Raw genomic sequence first — 16,170 nt, 5'->3', positions numbered from 1 at the left:
CCGCGGGTTCGGCACCGCACCACGGACGTCACCCCCGTCTACGGACCCTCGGCCGGACCCCTTCAGGGCCGATGAAACATCGGCGAAAGGCATACTCGACCAGTGATCCTTCGGCTCGCGCTGCCCGCCCGGGAGTGCGTGCCGTGCCGCGTACGCTTGGTGCCCGGTGACCTGCCCGGCCCGGCGCGGGGAGATCCGGCGTCCGTCGAAAGGGAGACGATGAGCAACAAGCCCGGCAGCTCCACGGCCGCGGAGCCGGACCAGCCCGAGGCCGTCGCGCCGCCCGCCGGCGACCAGGCCGTGGGCGAGGGCACGCCGGCGGTTGGCCGGCCGGAGTACGCGCCTGGCGCGCTGCCGCTGGCCCTGCTGTCGATCGCCTGGCTGGCGGCCATGCTCTGGTCCACCCGGGAGGCGATCACCTCGACCGCGGCCGGGGTCACCGCGATCAGCCTCTCCGCCTACGCGCTTCCCGGCGTGATCACCGCGGCGCTCGTCACCGGCGCCACGGTCGCGCTGGCGGCCACCAACCGGCTGGGCCGGGCCTCGCTGCGCTTCCTGGCCACCGTCGGCGCCGGCCTGCTCGCCGGGCTCGCCGCCGCGGTGGCGATCAACCTGACGTACGCCGACAACGCCACCACCAACACGATCGCCGGCACCACGGCCGCAGCCGCGATCATCGGCGGGGCAATGGCCGGCGCGCGCCAGGCGCGGGTGGTGGCCGGTCTCGCCGCCGCCACGCTCGCCGCGCAGGTCTTCGTGGTGGTGTTCAGCCGGGCCCGGGATCCGCTCTCCGAGCTGTTCGGGGCCGGCGAGACCCAGCAGTCGGTGCTCGACGCCGCCAAGTGGGTGTCCCGGACGGAATCGCTGCTCGCCGGGTTGCTCGCCGGCCTGGTGGCCTACCTCTACCTCGCCTGGTCGCGTCGTCGGGCGGAACGCCGGGACGGTGCCGCGTCGCCGCTGCGCTGGCCGGCGTATCTGGTCGCCGGCGCCGGCGCCGGCCTGCTCCTGCTGCTCACCGAGGTGATCATCCGCATCGGCGGGCGCGGCCTGCTCGACCTGGCCGCCGCGCTCAGTGATGCCGACCAGGTGGCGCAGACCGCCCTCGGCACCTCCCGGGTGGACAACGGGATCTGGGTGCTCTTCGTGGGCGCGCTCACTACGCTCATCGTCTTCGGGCGCACGCTCGGGCCGCGCGCCGTCCCCGACGAGGACGAGGACGAGCCGGCGGCCTGAGCCCCGGGGCGCCCGCCCGCCTCAGCCGACCTCGCGCAGCAGCAGGTCCAGCTCGGTCACGTCGTACCACTCCAGCTCGTGGTCCTCGACGCCGTCGACGGTGAACTGGGCGTCGGGGTCACCGGCCTGCGCCTCAGCCACCACGTCGACGGCGGCGGCCACGTCCTCGGCCGCCTCCGCGCCGTCCACATGGATCGCGGCGATCGACTTCACCGGCACCGGCCCGACCGGCCGCACCACGCTGGAACCCAACTCGCCGCCGTTGCGACCGATCGCCCGGGTGGGCAGGTCGACCGAGACCACCACCCGCCGCCGGGAGGCGTCGGGATCGGCCCGCAGCAGGAGCAGCGCATCCTGGGCGGCCCGGGTGAACGCCACGTACTCCAACTCCTCCTCGTCACCCTCGGCGTACCACTCGCGCAGCTCCGGGGTGACCGCATGCGCCGCCTCGACGCTCAGGCCCTCGTCACGCAGCCGGGCGAGCATCGGGACGGTCGCCGGCAGATACACCCGGACAATCTCGTCGGTCACCGGTCTCTCCCCGCACTCTCCGCCGCTCGCCGGCGGGTGCCGGCTCCGGGCGCCGATCATGCCGTACGCCGTGACCGTCATACACCCCGCACCGCGGAAGGAGAAGCGTTCCGCCGGTGTGTCCGCCGAAGTCGGCCTGGGAGGTGTCACCGGCTGGTGGCAAACTGAGGCAAACGAAGCCAACCCCGGGAGTCACCGTGGAGTCGAGGTTCCTGCTGCTGTCCGACGTCGCTGCCGAGCTGAACGTCTCGGACTCGCAGGTCTACCACATGGTGCGCAGCGGCGAGCTGCCCGCCATCAAGATCGGCGGTCGGGGTCAGTGGCGGGTCGAGCGCGCGCGGCTGGAGGAGTACATCGAGCGCAAGTACGCCGAGACGGCCGAGTGGGTACGCGGAAATCCGCTTGGTGAGCGCGACCTGGAGTGACCTTCCGCTGACCGAGGGCCATTGACTCGCCCCGTTGCCGTGGCCGAAGATGAGGATCAGTCGCAGGCAAACAAAGGCAAACGCAAGAATTCGAGGGCTGACATGGTTGACACCCGCCGTCCCCGGGCACCGCGTCCACCGGTCCGTCTCCGGCCCGCCCCACCGCTCGACCCGCCCTGCACCGACGAGGAGCCGGCCTGGAGCCATACCGGCCAACTCGCCCTCGACCTGGTCGACCCGCGCCGACGGGAGCCCGACCGGCCCGTCAACCGGGCACCCGACCGCGCCCCCGGCTGGCCCCGCTGGTCGGCCGCCGGCCCACCGGGTGGCCTCACCGCCCCACCCGCTACCGGCTCCCCCAGCAGCGCCCCACCCGATGCCGGCTCCCCCGGCAGCGCCCCACCCGATGCCGGCTTCCCCGGCGGCACCTCGTCCGCTACCGGCTCCCCCGGCACGTCACCCGCTGCCGGCACCCCTGGCGGCGCGGCTGGACCGCGGCACCACGGTCAGGCGGCGCCCGGCAGTCCCGCTACCACGTCCGAGGCCGTGGGCCAGGCGGTGCTGCCCGGCATGCCCGCCGCCACACCCGACGCCGCGCGGGCGGCGCACCGGTTCATCCGCACGTTCCTGGAGATCGTCAACGGGTTCCGGCCGCCCGGGCAACTGCGGCCACTCTGCCTGCCCGAGGCCGTCGCCACGGTGTCGGCCGAGCTGACCCGGGCGGCGCGCCGGGTGACCCCGGTCCGCCGGCGCACCGCTCGGCCGGCCCTGCACCTGCGCCGCCTGCGGGTCTGCGAGCCCCGGGCCGGCGCGGTCGAGGCCACCGCCGTGTTCCTCGGTGCCGGCGGTGCCAGTTGGGCGGTCGCCGTGCGCCTGGAGCGCCGCCGAGGCAACTGGTTCTGCCTAGTCCTGAATGTCCTCTGACCACTTGGTTGACCTGGCCCAGCCCGGCCCGACTTGAGCGGGCCGATCATGAGGTTGACGGCGGAATCTGAGATCAACGCCGCCGCCAACTTCATGATCACCATCGGGAATCGGCCGTCGACCCGACCCGGATGCCGCCACCTCGCCGAGCTGGACTTGAAGGTCAGTTGCCGCCGTTGGGCGAACCGTGGCAGCGCTTGTACTTCCGGCCGGAGCCACACGGGCAGGGCGCGTTACGGGAGGGGCCCTCGCCGCCGTCGACCTGCGGCGAGGCGGACCGCCGGGCGGTGCTCGCGGCGAACGCCTGACCGCTCGACCCGCCCGCGCCGGCCGGGCTCCGGCGTGGCGTCGAGGAGGCGGGGCGCTCCGGCGCGGCCTGGCCGATGCCCAGCGCCGGCGCCTGCTGCTCGACCCGCTCGATCACCGGGGCGCCGCGACCGGCCTCCCCGTCGACGGCCGGCGCGGAGTATTGCAGGCCCTGCTGCTGCGGCGTGCGGTTGAGACCCTTGGCCCGGATCTCCACCGGCTTGTCCAGCAGCTGCACCTCCTCGGCCTCCGGCTCGGCCTCCTCGACCTGCACGTCCAGGTTGTAGAGGAAGCCGACCGTCTCCTCCTTGATGCCGTCCATCATGGTGGCGAACATGTCGAAGCCCTCGCGCTGGTATTCGATCACCGGGTCGCGCTGGGCGTAGGCCCGCAGGCTGATGCCCTCCTGGAGGTAGTCCATCTCGTACAGGTGCTCGCGCCACTTGCGGTCGATCACCTGGAGCAGGACCATCCGTTCGAGCTGGCGGACCGCCTCCTCGCCGAGCTGCTCCTCACGCCTGTCGTACGCGGCGTTCGCGTCCTCCTTGAGGCGGGCGAGCAGGAAGTCCTGGTCGAGGCCGGCCCGGGAGCCGACCTCCTCCTCCAACTCCTCGACCCTGACGGCGACCGGGTAGAGCTGCTTCAGGCTGGACCAGAGCTGGTCGAGGTCCCAGTCCTCCGCGTAGCCGTCGGTCGTCGCGCCGACCACGTACGCGCCGACCACGTCGTCGATCATGTTGCGGACCTGGTCGGACAGGTCCTCGCCGTTGAGCACCCGGAGGCGCTCGGCGTAGACCACCTGGCGCTGCTTGTTGAGCACCTCGTCGTACTTGAGGACGTTCTTCCGGATCTCGGCGTTCTGACCCTCGATCTGGGCCTGGGCGCTCTTGATCTGGCGGGTGACCATCTTCGACTCGATGGGCACGTCCTCCGGGATGTTGAAGCGGTCCATCACGGCCTCGACCGCGCCGGCCCGGAAGCGCTTCATCAGCTCGTCCTGGAGGGACAGGTAGAAGCGGGACTCGCCCGGGTCGCCCTGCCGGCCGGCGCGACCGCGCAGCTGGTTGTCGATCCGGCGGGACTCGTGCCGCTCGGTGCCGAGCACATAGAGCCCACCGACGGCGGCGACCTCCTCCGCCTCGGCGTCGCATGCCTGCTTCCAGGTCGGCAGGATCTCCTCAAGCGCCTTGGCGTACTCCTCCGGCTGCTCGACCGGGTCGAGGCCGCGCTGGCGGAGCTCGTTGGCGGCGAGGAACTCGGGGTTGCCGCCGAGCAGGATGTCGGTGCCGCGGCCGGCCATGTTGGTGGCGACCGTGACTCCGCCCTTGCGCCCGGCCTGGGCGACGATCTCCGCCTCCTTGGCGTGGAACTTCGCGTTCAACACGGCGTGCGGAATGCCCCGGCGGCGCAGCATGTGCGACAGGATCTCGGAGTTCTCCACCGAGACGGTGCCGACAAGCACCGGCTGGCCCTGTTCGTGCCGCTCGGCGATGTCCTCGACGACGGCGTTGAACTTGGCCTTCTCGGTCTTGTAGATGACGTCGGGCCGGTCCATCCGGACCATCGGCCGGTGCGTCGGGATGGTCACGACGCCTACCTTGTAGACCTTGTTGAACTCGCCCGCCTCGGTCTGGGCGGTGCCGGTCATGCCGGAGAGCTTCTCGTAGAGGCGGAAGTAGTTCTGGAGGGTGATGGTGGCCAGGGTCTGGTTCTCCTGCTTGATCTCCACCCCCTCCTTGGCCTCGATCGCCTGGTGCATGCCCTCGTTGTAGCGGCGGCCGTGCAGGATGCGGCCGGTGAACTCGTCGACGATCAGGACCTCGCCGTCGCTGACGATGTAGTCCTTGTCGCGCTTGTAGAGCTCCTTGGCCTTGATCGCGTTGTTCAGGTAGCCGACAAGCGGCGTGTTCACCGACTCGTAGAGGTTGTCGATGCCGAGCCGGTCCTCGACCCGGGCGACCCCGCGCTCGGTGACCGCGATGGTGCGCTTGGCGTGGTCGACCTCGTAGTCGCCCTCGCCGTCGGTGCCGGGCTGGAGGCGGGCCACCACGGTCGCGAACTCCTGGTACCACCGGGCGGAGTGCTCGGCCGGGCCGGAGATGATCAGCGGGGTCCGGGCCTCGTCGATGAGGATCGAGTCGACCTCGTCGACCACCGCGAAGAAGTGGCCGCGCTGGACCAGCTCCTCCTTCGACCAGGCCATGTTGTCGCGCAGGTAGTCGAAGCCGAACTCGTTGTTGGTGCCGTAGGTGATGTCGCACTCGTAGGCCGTGCGGTGCTCGGTGGCGGGCCGGTTGGGCAGCACCACCCCGACGGTGAGCCCGAGGAACTCGTGCACCCGGCCCATCCAGGCGGCGTCGCGCTCGGCCAGGTAGTCGTTCACCGTGATCACGTGCACGCCCTTGCCGGCGAGCGCGTTCAGGTAGACCGGCATGACCGAGGTGAGCGTCTTGCCCTCACCGGTCTTCATCTCGGCGATGTTGCCGAAGTGCAGCGCCGCCCCGCCCATCACCTGGACGTCGTAGGGCCGCTGGCCGAGCACCCGGGAGGCGGCCTCGCGGCACACCGCGAACGCCTCGGGCAGCAGGTCGTCGAGCGTCTCGCCGTCGGCGAGACGCTCCCTGAACTGGTCGGTCATGCCGCGCAGCTCGTCGTCGCTGAGGTTGACGTAGTCGTCCTCGATCGAGTTGACGGCGGCCGCGATGGCCTTCAGCCGACGCACCATGCGGCCCTCGCCGGCGCGAAGGACCTTTTCCAGAATCGACACGGATCAACGCTCCCCTAGACGGTCTCGAACCATCGTAGGCGCTCCGGCGCGGTGATGGTCACTGGTGGCGGCGGTCCGGACCCGCGAACCCGACATAACGCCGCGACCGCGCGGGCGGTGGCGGCCAATCGGGTTACGCCGTCCGCGAACGATCCGGCACCATGGCTCGGATGGAGCCTGTGGAGATCGTCGAGGACGGGCTGGTGCTGCGCCCCTGGCGGGCGGAGGACGCCGACGCGGTGCACCGCGCCTGCCAGGACCCGGACATCCAGCGCTGGACCACCGTACCTCGCCCATACCTGCCCGAACACGCCCTCGCGTTCGTGACCACGGTCAGCGCGACCGCCTGGGCGGACGGCACCGGGGCGCCGTTCGCGGTCTGCGACGCCGGCACCGGCGAACTGCTCGCCTCCTGCGGCCTGGTCTCCGTCGACCGAGCGCTGGACTCGGCCGAGGTGGGCTACTGGACCGCGCCGTGGGCCCGTGGGCGGGGCGTGGCGGTACGCGCCACCCGGGCGGTCGCCCGCTGGGCGTTCGACGCGCTGGAACTGCGCCGGATCACCTGGCAGGCCGAGATCGGCAACCACGCCTCCCGGCTGGTCGCGCTGCGGGCCGGCTTCCGGGTCGACGGGGAACTGCGGCTGGCGCACCCGTCCGACGGGGGCCGGCCGGAGGGGTGGATCGGCTCCCTGGTCCCGGCCGACCTGGCCGCGCCGGGCGATCCCGTCCCGTACGGCCCGGCCACGCTCCAGGCCCACCGGGCGGCGGTCTTCGGCCGGCCGCAGCCCGTCCTGTTCGCCACCGCGGGCGAGACCGAGCTGCGGCTGCGCCCGCTCGAGGAACGCGACCTCGACGCGCTCGTGACCACCTGCCGGGACGAGGACACCGTGCGCTGGACCACGGTGCCGCACCCCTACCACCGCGAGCACGCCGTGGGTTACCTGCGGGACCTGGTCCGGCCGGCCTGGGCGCGGGGCACCGCCGCGATGTTCGCCGTGACCGACCCAGACGACCGCTACGTGGCCTCGGTCGACCTGCGTGTGCTGCCCACCGATCCGGTGGTCGCCGACGTCGGCTTCATGACCGCCCCGCACGCCCGCGGGCGGGGCTATCTGCCGGCCGCGCTGGCCGCGCTCTGCGCCTGGGGTTTCACCACGCTCGGCCTGGCCCGCGTCGAGTGGCGGGCCCACGTGGGCAATACCGCGTCCCGCCGGGCCGCCGAGAAGGCCGGCTTCACCGTCGAGGGCACGCTGCGCGGCGGCATCACGCACCGCGGCGAGCGGCAGGACGTGTGGATCGGCGGCCTGCTGCCGCAGGACCTGCAATGACCCCGGAGACGATCGAGGGGTACGGGGTACGCCTGCGACCGTGCCGCCAGGGTTGGCCTCGGACCCGGGCTGAGCGGGGCCCCCGGCGAGCACGCGGGGGCCCCGGATCGTCGGTCAGGGGTCAGGTGTCGAGCGAGAGGATGCCGTAGTCGTACGCGCGTCGGCGGTAGACCACGCTGGGGCGGCCGGACTCCTTGTCGAGGAACAGGTAGAAGTCGTGGCCGACCAGCTCCATCTGGAACAGCGCGTCGTCGACGGTCATCGGATCGGCGGGGTGGACCTTCGCCCGGGCGATGTGCCACGGCTGGTCGTCGGGTTCCTCATGGGCGCTCTCGTCGGGACGGTCGGCGACGGCGGTGGCCGTGCCGAGGCCGTCCAACGCCGCGAGGCCGGGCCCGTCGAGGTCGGCCACCGGCAGGCCGGCGGTCGCGGCGGCCACCGAGAGCGGGGCGTGCCGCCCACGGTGCACCCGGCGGCGGTCGGCCGCCCGGCGGAAGCGGGTGTCCAGCTTGGCGATGGCGGCGTCGAGCGCGCTGTAGAAGTCGTTCGTGCAGGCCTCGGCCCGGATGACCGGGCCCCGCGAGACGCAGGTGATCTCCACCCGCTGGCAGTGGTCGACCTGGCGCGGATTGCGCTCGTGGAACAACTCGACATCCACGCGAATGAGCTTGTGGTCGTAGCGTTCGATCTTCGCGAGCTTTTCGGCTACGTGCACCCGGTAATGGTCCGGCACTTCGACGTTACGGCCCTTGACCACGATGTCCACGTGACCTCCCTTGTTCGGACGGTCGTTCGGTCCGGATCTTCCGGTCGACGCGCCTGGGAGAGCCCCGCTCGGCGTCGACCGGTGTCGTTCGGCTACGCCTCCTTCCAGTGCCGGGGGAAGGTGTGCATTCTCACTACCCCCGACACCGAAACGCTAACTCCTGTTCGGCCGTCCGTCACCCCCGGTCGCGGAAGGTGGTCGCGAAATTTAACAGCTCATACACCATGGGGTGAAAGGGATGCACGAAGCGTTACCGTAGGCGCCGCTTTTGCGTTGCCGCGAGTACCGCCGCGACCTTTGGCGTCATTCCCGCGCGGCGCAATTTTCGGCTCACCGCCGCCAGGGTGGCGCCGGTGGTGACGATGTCGTCGAGCAGCACCACGGTCCCGGCCGGCGTCGCCGGGGCCGGACGGCGCAGCCGGAACGCCGCCTCCGCCGCGGCGGCCCGCCCGGCGCTGTCCAGCGCCACCGAGTCCGGCCGGGGCAGCGCCCGCAGCGGCCGTAGCACCCGCACCGGCCAGCCGGCGGCGCGCAACCGGGCCGCGGCGGGACGGACCAGCCGCTCCAGGTGGTCGCCGTAACGGGACCGGGCCGCCCGGGCGGTGTCCGGCACCGCGACAAGCGTCACCGGGCCGGCTTGCCCCACCGCCGTGGCCACCACCTCGGCAAGCAACGCGCCAAGCGGCCGGGCCAGCCCGTGCCGGCCCCGTTCCTTGTACGCCAGCAACCCCTCGCGCAACGCCCCGCCGTACGGACCGAGCGCGACGCACGGCGGCAGGCCGGGCGGGGCCGGGTCGGGCCGGGTCGGCGCGGGCCGCAGCGACTCCAACTCGTCGACGCAGCGCGGGCAGAAGCCCTGCCGCAGGGTCGTCACCCGCGCCGCGCAGCCGGCACAGCCGGTGGGCAGCACCAGATCGGTCAGGTCGGACCAGAGTCCGCCCAGGCCCGGCACCGGTGGCCTCAGTAGAGGAAGAAGGGCGCGGTCGGGTTGGCCGTCCGGCTGCCCGCCGGCAGGTCCAGCACCTGCTCCGGCGTGACGAAGTCGAACGGGTTGTTCCGCCAGGCCCCGCCGTTCGTCTCCCACATGTAGGAGAACGCGGGCAGGCCCCGGTCGCCACCTCCGGGGTACGCCGCGAGCTGGGTCACCGATGCCCCGATCTCGGACTTCAGCGTGGACTCCCAGGCGCCGTCGATGGTGAGCTGGTGGATGGCCGAGCGGCGCTCCGGGTCGTTGCCGGCCAGGACCAGTTGGTCCTCCGTGATCCAGTCGACGGCCGTCACGCCGGTGAGCAGCGTGGGCAGCCGGCGGGGCGGGCCCAGGCTGAACACGCCGCCCTCGACGCTCACCGGCGCGACATAGACGGCGCCGCCGCTGACAAGCGCGATCCGGTGGCCGTCGAGGGAGCCGGCGACCGCCACCACGCTTCCGGCGACGTTGAGCGGGACCTGGCTCATCTCGGCCGCCCCGTCGAACCGGTAGAGCTTCCCGTCGGCCGCCACCAGCCCCGCGGAATGGTTCTCGTCCAGGGAGCGGAGCCAGGTGGGCCGGCTCATCGAGCCGTACGTGCGGCTGCTGCGGTTGAACACCGCCACCGGCTCGGGGCCGGCGCCCACCTTGAGCTGGAGCTTCCGGTCCGGCGCGGCCACCACCATGGCGGCGAGCGTACGTTCGTCGGCGCGGGCGAGCGAGGCGGAGACGACGTTCCGGTTCTCGGCCGCCGGCAGCGGCACGGGGTTCCGCCGCTCGTTGCCGATGGCGAGCGGGTGGATGACACCGTCGTAGACGCTGAACCGGCTGGGATTCGCGCCACGCGGGTAGGCCGGCGTGTCACGCTCCCTCGCCAGGTCGACACTGAACCGCTTCTGGTTCTGGATCTTCAGGTCGAGCTGGCCGGTCAGCTCCGGCAGCGACCACGCCAACTGGGTGCCGAGCCGGGCCAGCCGCGCCTCGGTGGCACCGGGCATGCTCAGGTTGACCTCCCACTGGGAGTCCGCGCCGGTGGCGTTGTTGATCGGCCGGGTGCCGTCCGGCAACCCGGTCACGCCGAATCCCAGCCAGTCCGACGGGCCGCCGGTCAGCCACTTCACCACCTCGGTGACGCGCCGCTCCGCCGGCACCGAGGACGGCAGGTAGCGCAGGTCGGGCACCAGCCGGGTCTGGTCCGAGTTCCAGAAGTAGACGGTGCGCGATCGGTAGTATTCCCGCAGCGCCGCGTCGCTCGTCAACAGCACGTTCGGCAGGTTGGTGATGAGCAGCCCGGCCCCGGCCGGCTCGACCCGGCGCAGTTGGAAGACGTACTCCGTCTCGGTGGCCCCCGGCGGGCCGAGCGAGCCGTCGGCGCGCAGCACGCCTACCTGCTGCACCTTGATCGTCACGGTGAAGATGCCCTGGGGGTTCGCCGGGGTGCTCTCCGGCTTCCCCCGCAGCCGGACCACGGTCAGCTCGACCTCGCTCGTCTGCGGCTTGCCGGGCAGCAGGTTCCGGGCCTCGTCGGCGAGGAACTTCCGGGCCCGGGTGTACGCCTGGTCGCGCTCCCCGGCCGCCGCGGCCCGCAGGTAGTTCTCGATGAACGGCACCGGCTCGTCGCTGTCGGTCGGCGCGGGCGGCGAGGCGGGTGGGCCGTTGAGCGAACCGGCCTCGCCGGCGGGCACCGAGCCGTCGACCTGGACGTCGGTCTCGGCCGGGATGCCGCATCCGGCCAGCCCGGCGGGGAGCAGCACACCGGCCAGCAGCACCGCCAGCAGACGCCGTCGCACCGTCACGGCCCCACCTCCACCCGCTCCGGGCCGTCGGCCGGACCGACGGCAAGCGCCCCCGCGCCGCTGCCCGGGCCGATGGCGAGCGGACCGCCGGCACGCGGGCCGCCGAACGGCAGCGTGGCGTCGGCCGGCACGAGCCGCAGCGGCGAGGTGGTCAGCCGGTCCCCGGCCCGGGCCGGCAGGGTGAGGCGGAACTGCGCGCCCTGGCCCGGCGCGCCCCACGCCTCCAGCCAACCGCCGTGCAACCGGGCGTCCTCCACGCTGATCGACAGGCCCAGGCCGGTGCCGCCGGTCTGCCGGGCCCGGGACGGGTCGGCCCGCCAGAACCGGTTGAAGACCAGCTTCTCCTCGCCCGGCTTCAGGCCGACGCCGTGGTCCCGCACGGTGATCGCCACCGCGCTCTGGTCGATACCCAGACTGATCCGCACCGGCTTGGCCTCACCGTGCTCGACCGCGTTGCCGACCAGGTTGCGCAGCACCCGCTCGACCCGGCGCGGGTCGACCTCGGCGATCACCGGGGTGCCCGGCAGATCCAGCTCGATGGCCACCCCGACCCGCTCGGCCAGCCCGGCCAGCCGCTCGGTCACCCGGTGCACCACAGGCACCAGGTCGGTCGGCTCGCTGTCCAGCACCGCGAAGCCGGCGTCGAACCGGCTGATCTCCAGCAGGTCGGTGAGCAGCTCCTCGAACCGGTCCAGCTCGGCCTGGAGCAGCTCGGCGCTGCGGGCCACCGCCGGGTCGAACTCGTCCCGCTCGGCGAAGATCAGGTCGGCCGCCATCCGGACCGTGGTCAGCGGCGTCCGCAGCTCGTGCGAGACGTCCGAGGTGAACCGGCGTTGCAACCGGGACATCTCCTCCAGCCGGAGGATCTGCCGTTGCAGGTTCGTCGCCATCTGGTTGAACGAGGCGGCGAGCAGGGCCAGGTCGTCCTCGCCGGAGACGACCATGCGCTGGTCGAGCAGGCCGGCGGAGAGCCGCTGGGCGGTGCGCGCGGCCACCCGGACCGGAGTCACCACGAGGCGGGTGACCAGGGCGGCCAGCAGGCCGAGCAGGAGCACGAGCGCGACGCCGGTGGCGACCACGGTGGCCCGGGCGTCGGCCGCCGTGGCGTCCTGCCGGGCCAGGGGTACGAGGTAGTAGAGCTCCACCTGCCCGAACTTGGTGGGCACCGGGGATCCGTAGACCAGGTATTTGGTGCGGTCGCCGTCGAGCGTGCCGGTGCGGATCTGGTGGGCGACCTTGCCCGATGCCACGGTGGCCCGCAGCTCGTCGCCGATCACCGGGCGCACCGGCACGTCCGGGGACACGCGCGGCTCGATGAACTCGGCGAAGTTGTCGGCGGTGATCGCCACCACCACGCCGCTTGTCTGCGCCGGGTCCCCGCCGGCCAGGTAGTTGACCGTGCCGTCGATGGTGTCCTGGAGCTGGGCCTCCTGCGGCTGGCTGTAGAGGTTGAACTGCTTCGCGGCGTATTCGCTGCCGTTGTTCAGCCGCAGCCGGACGTCGGTCTCGGCGTTCTCCAGCAGGATGTTGGTGATCTTGTCCGCGATCAGGTAGGCGAACCCGCCCACGAGCAGGCTCGACGCCACGAGTGTGATGGTGACCACACGCACCTGGAGCGACCGCCGCCAGGCCAGGCGCACGCCGGCGGCGAAGCGCGTCGAGCGACCGGCAAGCGCACGCCACAGCGCCCGCGCGGCGGGAAGCCGGCGGGACTCGGCGGTCGGCGGGTCGGGCAGCGGGGGGGTCACCACAGTGCTGCCCAGGTTATCCGGTGCCCGCCTTGTAGCCCACGCCTCGCACGGTGAGGATGATTTCGGGTCGCTCCGGGTCCGGCTCGATCTTGGCGCGCAACCGCTGCACGTGCACGTTGACGAGTCGGGTGTCGGCGGCGTGCCGGTAGCCCCACACCTGCTCCAGCAGCACCTCGCGGGTGAAGACCTGGCGCGGCTTGCGGGCGAGCGCGACAAGCAGGTCGAACTCGAGTGGGGTCAGTTTCACCTCCTCGGCGTCCCGGCTGACCGTGTGCGCCGGCACGTCGATGGTGATCTGGTTGCCGGGCGGGCCGATGGTGAGCAGCTCCGGCGCGACGTCCTCGCCGCGGCGCAGCCGGGCCCGCATCCGGGCCACCAGCTCCTTGGGCTTGAACGGCTTGACCACGTAGTCGTCGGCGCCGGACTCCAGCCCCAGCACCACGTCGACGGTGTCGCTCTTGGCGGTCAACATCACGATGGGCACGCCGGACTCGGCCCGGATCGCGCGGGCCACGTCGATGCCGCTCATGCCGGGCAGCATCAGATCGAGCAGGACGATATCGGGCCGGCTGTCCCGGAACGCGGCCAATGCCCGTTCTCCGTCGGCGACGAAGGACGGCACGAAGCCCTCGCTGCGCAACACGATGCCGAGCATCTCGGCAAGGGCGGGGTCGTCGTCGACCACGAGTACGCGGGCTCTCATGGGGTTTATCGTTCCATCCCCGTTCATTCAGAGGTCGGAGTCTTCACGGCACGGTAACGCCGAGCGCGCCCGCGCACCACAGCCCACGGCGTGGCACAAGCGTGGCGCGCCGCGGCGGACGGGTCCACCGGATGCGAACCCGTCGTACCCCCATGATCCCCCGGTGATCGGCCCGCCCGCCACCTCTGCGCGGCCCTCTCCCCTGCCGGATCAGGCGAACAGGTCGCGCCCCCACCAGTCGGCCGCGTCCCGCACGCCCGGCGGGCAGGCGAACAGGCCGCTGGAGACGTGCCGCAGGTATTCGTTCATCGCGTCGTTGCGGGCCAGCCGGGTCTGGATCGGCACGAACTGCCTGCGCGGGTCCCGCTGGTAGGCGATGAAGAACAGACCGGCGTCGAGCCGGCCCAGCCCATCCGAGCCGTCCACGAAGTTGTAGCCGCGCCGCAGCAGGCGGGCGCCGCCGTTCTGGTCCGGATGGGCGAGCCGCACGTGCGCGGTCTCCGCGATGGCCGGCTCGCCGTCGTCGCCCTTCGCGGCGAAGTCCGGCTCGTCGAACTCGTCGCGCCGGCCCAGCGGGGCGCCGCTGCCCTTCGTCCGGCCGACGATCATCTCCTGCTCGGCCAGGGGGCTGCGGTCCCAGGTCTCGATCAACATCCGGATCTTCCGGGTGACCAGGTACGAGCCGCCGACCATCCAGTCCGGGCCGTCGCCGGGCTGCACCCAGAGCTGTTCCCGGAGCAGGCCGGCGTCCTCGGCCTTGAGGTTGGCGGTGCCGTCCTTGAAGCCGAACAGGTTACGCGGCGTGGCCTGGTCCCGCGACGTCGACGAGGTACGCCCGAACCCGAGCTGTGACCAGCGGACGCTCACCACGCCCATGCCGATCCGGGCCAGGTTGCGGATGGCGTGCACCGCCACCTGCGGGTCGTTGGCGCACGCCTGGACACAGATGTCGCCGCCGGACAGCTCCGGTTTGAGCGCGTCGCCGGCGAAGTGCGGCAGGTCGGCAAGCGCGGCGGGGCGGCGGTCGGCGATGCCGAACCGGTCCCGGCCCTGGGCGTCGCGGAACAGCGACGGGCCGAAGCCCACGGTCACGGTCAGCTGCGACGGGGGCAGCCCGAGCGCCTCGCCGGTGTCGTCCGGCGGGGCCTCCGGCATGCCGCCGACCGCGCCGATCACCCCGGCGTCCCGGCCGGCGGTCATCCGGGCCGCCGCGGCGGTCCACTCCTGGAGCATCGCGACCAGCCGGTCCCGGTCCTTGGTGACCACGTCGAACGCGACAAAGTGCAGCCGGTCCTGGGCCGCGGTGGTGATGCCGGCCTGGTGCTCGCCGAGGAACGACACCGCGCCCGCGGCCGTCCCGGTCGCCGACGCCTGGTCGCCGCCGGCAAGCAGCGCGCCCGCGCCGGCCGCCACTCCGGCGACGCCTGCCACGCCGACGCCGGCCAGGGTCATCGCCCGCCGCCGGGAGACCCGGCGATCGGCCCGGGAGTCGGTCGGCTCGCTCGTCGCGTCGCCGCGGGCCGCGGTGGTCATCGCGCGACGGCCGCCGCGATCTTGCTGACCGGCTCGGCCAGCGCGTTGATCCGGTCCGACAGCTCCTTCAGCTCGGTCTCGGTGAGCTGGGTGTGCAGCTTCCAGCCGTCGCCGGCCCGGTGCTTGCCGAGCGCGGCCTCCACGTCGGCGAACTCGCTGTCGAGCTGCTTGACCAGGTCGGGGGCGCGCTGCTCAAGAGCGGGACGCAACGCGCCGACCGCTGCCTTGGAGCCCTCCAGGTTGGCGTTGAAGTCCCAGAGGTCGGTGTGCGAGTAGCGCTCCTCCTCACCGGTGATCTTGCCGCTGGCGACCTCGTCGAGGAGCGCCTTGGCGCCGTTGGCGAGCTGGAGCGGGGTGAGCTTCTCGGCGTTCGCCTTGGCCACGATCGCCTTGACGTCGACCAGGAGCCGGTCGGCGATGGCGCCGTCCTTGCTGACGTCGCCGGTGGTCCAGAGGTCCTTCTCGATCCGGTGGAAGCCGGTGAACTCCATGCCCTCCTCGACCACCTCCTCGCGACCGTCGATCTTCGGGTCGAGGTCGCCGAAGCTCTCCGCGACCGGCTCGATCCGCTCCCAGTAGGTGCGGGCCACCGGATAGAGCGCCTTGGCCTTCGTTACGTCGTTGGCCTTGACCGCGGCCACGAACTCCTCGGTCTTCGTCAGCAGCGCGGCGGTCTGACTCTGCACGTAACGCTGGTAGCTGGCGGTGGCCTCGGTAAGCGCGGCGTCGGGCGCCACGCTCTCGGCGGTGCCGCTGACCTTCAGCGCCCCCCGGATGCCCCGGCCGCTCATGCCCGGCTTGCAGGCGGTCTCGTAGGTCCCGGCCGGCAGCTCGACCCGCAGCTCGCGGCTGAGCCCCGGGGCGATGTTCTCCACCTCGCCCATCACCCGGTCGCCCGCGGCGTAGACGTAGAACTCGTTGACCTTGGAGCCGTTGTTCGTGACCTTGAACGTCACCTGACCGGCGTCGATCTCGGTGCTGTCGACCTCGCAGGCGCTGTCGGTGGCCTTGACGGCGATCGGGCCGCCGGCCGTGGCGTCGGCGTCACCGCCCCCGCAACCGGCCAGTCCGGCGACGGCGAGCAGCCCGGCGGCGGCGGGCGCGGCGAATCGAGTGGTACGCATCGAAGTGGATCTCCTC

General features: G+C 72.4%; 13 protein-coding genes. 4 read left to right on the top strand and 9 right to left on the bottom strand.

Annotated features, from left to right (window positions below):
* Positions 1-219 precede the first annotated feature (219 nt).
* Positions 220-1,233, top strand: coding sequence for a hypothetical protein (locus SM450_RS02035; RefSeq protein WP_474617908.1), 1,014 nt, complete (start codon positions 220-222; stop codon positions 1,231-1,233).
* 21 nt (positions 1,234-1,254) lie between these two features.
* Here the strand turns inward: SM450_RS02035 and SM450_RS02030 are convergent, their stop codons facing one another.
* On the bottom strand, positions 1,255-1,764 hold the full coding sequence (locus SM450_RS02030) for a DUF6912 family protein (RefSeq protein WP_474617907.1): 510 nt from the start codon (positions 1,762-1,764) through the stop codon (positions 1,255-1,257).
* Positions 1,765-1,961: 197 nt separating this feature from the next.
* Here SM450_RS02030 and SM450_RS02025 point away from each other — a divergent pair, with 197 nt between their 5' ends.
* Positions 1,962-2,189: a helix-turn-helix domain-containing protein gene (locus SM450_RS02025; RefSeq protein WP_474617906.1), complete on the top strand. Its 228-nt coding sequence runs from the start codon at positions 1,962-1,964 to the stop codon at positions 2,187-2,189.
* A 102-nt stretch (positions 2,190-2,291) separates the two neighbouring features.
* Positions 2,292-3,113, top strand: coding sequence for an Rv3235 family protein (locus SM450_RS02020; protein WP_474617905.1), 822 nt, complete (start codon positions 2,292-2,294; stop codon positions 3,111-3,113).
* A gap of 163 nt (positions 3,114-3,276) precedes the next feature.
* On the opposite strand, the gene secA is transcribed toward SM450_RS02020, so the two are convergent.
* The gene (gene secA, locus SM450_RS02015) at positions 3,277-6,186 is read right to left on the bottom strand and encodes a preprotein translocase subunit SecA (RefSeq protein ID WP_474617904.1); all 2,910 of its coding nucleotides are present in this window, start codon (positions 6,184-6,186) and stop codon (positions 3,277-3,279) included.
* Between the two features lie 170 nt (positions 6,187-6,356).
* Here secA and SM450_RS02010 point away from each other — a divergent pair, with 170 nt between their 5' ends.
* The gene (locus tag SM450_RS02010) at positions 6,357-7,514 is read left to right on the top strand and encodes a GNAT family N-acetyltransferase (protein WP_474617903.1); all 1,158 of its coding nucleotides are present in this window, start codon (positions 6,357-6,359) and stop codon (positions 7,512-7,514) included.
* 121 nt (positions 7,515-7,635) lie between these two features.
* Here SM450_RS02010 and hpf read toward each other — a convergent pair whose 3' ends face one another.
* The 7 genes from hpf to efeO form a co-directional block, all read right to left on the bottom strand.
* Positions 7,636-8,280, bottom strand: coding sequence for a ribosome hibernation-promoting factor, HPF/YfiA family (gene hpf, locus SM450_RS02005; RefSeq protein ID WP_474617902.1), 645 nt, complete (start codon positions 8,278-8,280; stop codon positions 7,636-7,638).
* Between the two features lie 250 nt (positions 8,281-8,530).
* Entirely contained in the window at positions 8,531-9,232 is a 702-nt protein-coding gene (locus tag SM450_RS02000) for a ComF family protein (RefSeq protein WP_474617901.1), read from the bottom strand.
* An 8-nt stretch (positions 9,233-9,240) separates the two neighbouring features.
* On the bottom strand, positions 9,241-11,037 hold the full coding sequence (locus SM450_RS01995; protein WP_474618352.1) for an LpqB family beta-propeller domain-containing protein: 1,797 nt from the start codon (positions 11,035-11,037) through the stop codon (positions 9,241-9,243).
* A gap of 2 nt (positions 11,038-11,039) precedes the next feature.
* Positions 11,040-12,791 carry an MtrAB system histidine kinase MtrB gene (gene mtrB / locus SM450_RS01990; RefSeq protein WP_474618351.1) on the bottom strand — a complete coding sequence of 584 codons (1,752 nt, stop codon included), beginning with the start codon at positions 12,789-12,791 and terminating at the stop codon, positions 11,040-11,042.
* A 16-nt stretch (positions 12,792-12,807) separates the two neighbouring features.
* Positions 12,808-13,497: an MtrAB system response regulator MtrA gene (mtrA, locus tag SM450_RS01985; RefSeq protein ID WP_091060316.1), complete on the bottom strand. Its 690-nt coding sequence runs from the start codon at positions 13,495-13,497 to the stop codon at positions 12,808-12,810.
* A 210-nt stretch (positions 13,498-13,707) separates the two neighbouring features.
* Positions 13,708-15,030, bottom strand: coding sequence for an iron uptake transporter deferrochelatase/peroxidase subunit (efeB, locus tag SM450_RS01980; protein WP_474617900.1), 1,323 nt, complete (start codon positions 15,028-15,030; stop codon positions 13,708-13,710).
* On the bottom strand, positions 15,027-16,154 hold the full coding sequence (gene efeO, locus SM450_RS01975; protein WP_474617899.1) for an iron uptake system protein EfeO: 1,128 nt from the start codon (positions 16,152-16,154) through the stop codon (positions 15,027-15,029). Before efeO ends, efeB begins: the two co-directional genes overlap by 4 nt.
* Positions 16,155-16,170: the final 16 nt, after the last annotated feature.

The organism is Micromonospora marincola, from assembly GCF_056150385.1.
The sequence above is the reverse complement of the archived record's forward strand: the minus strand, read 5'-3'. Positions and strand labels throughout refer to the sequence as shown.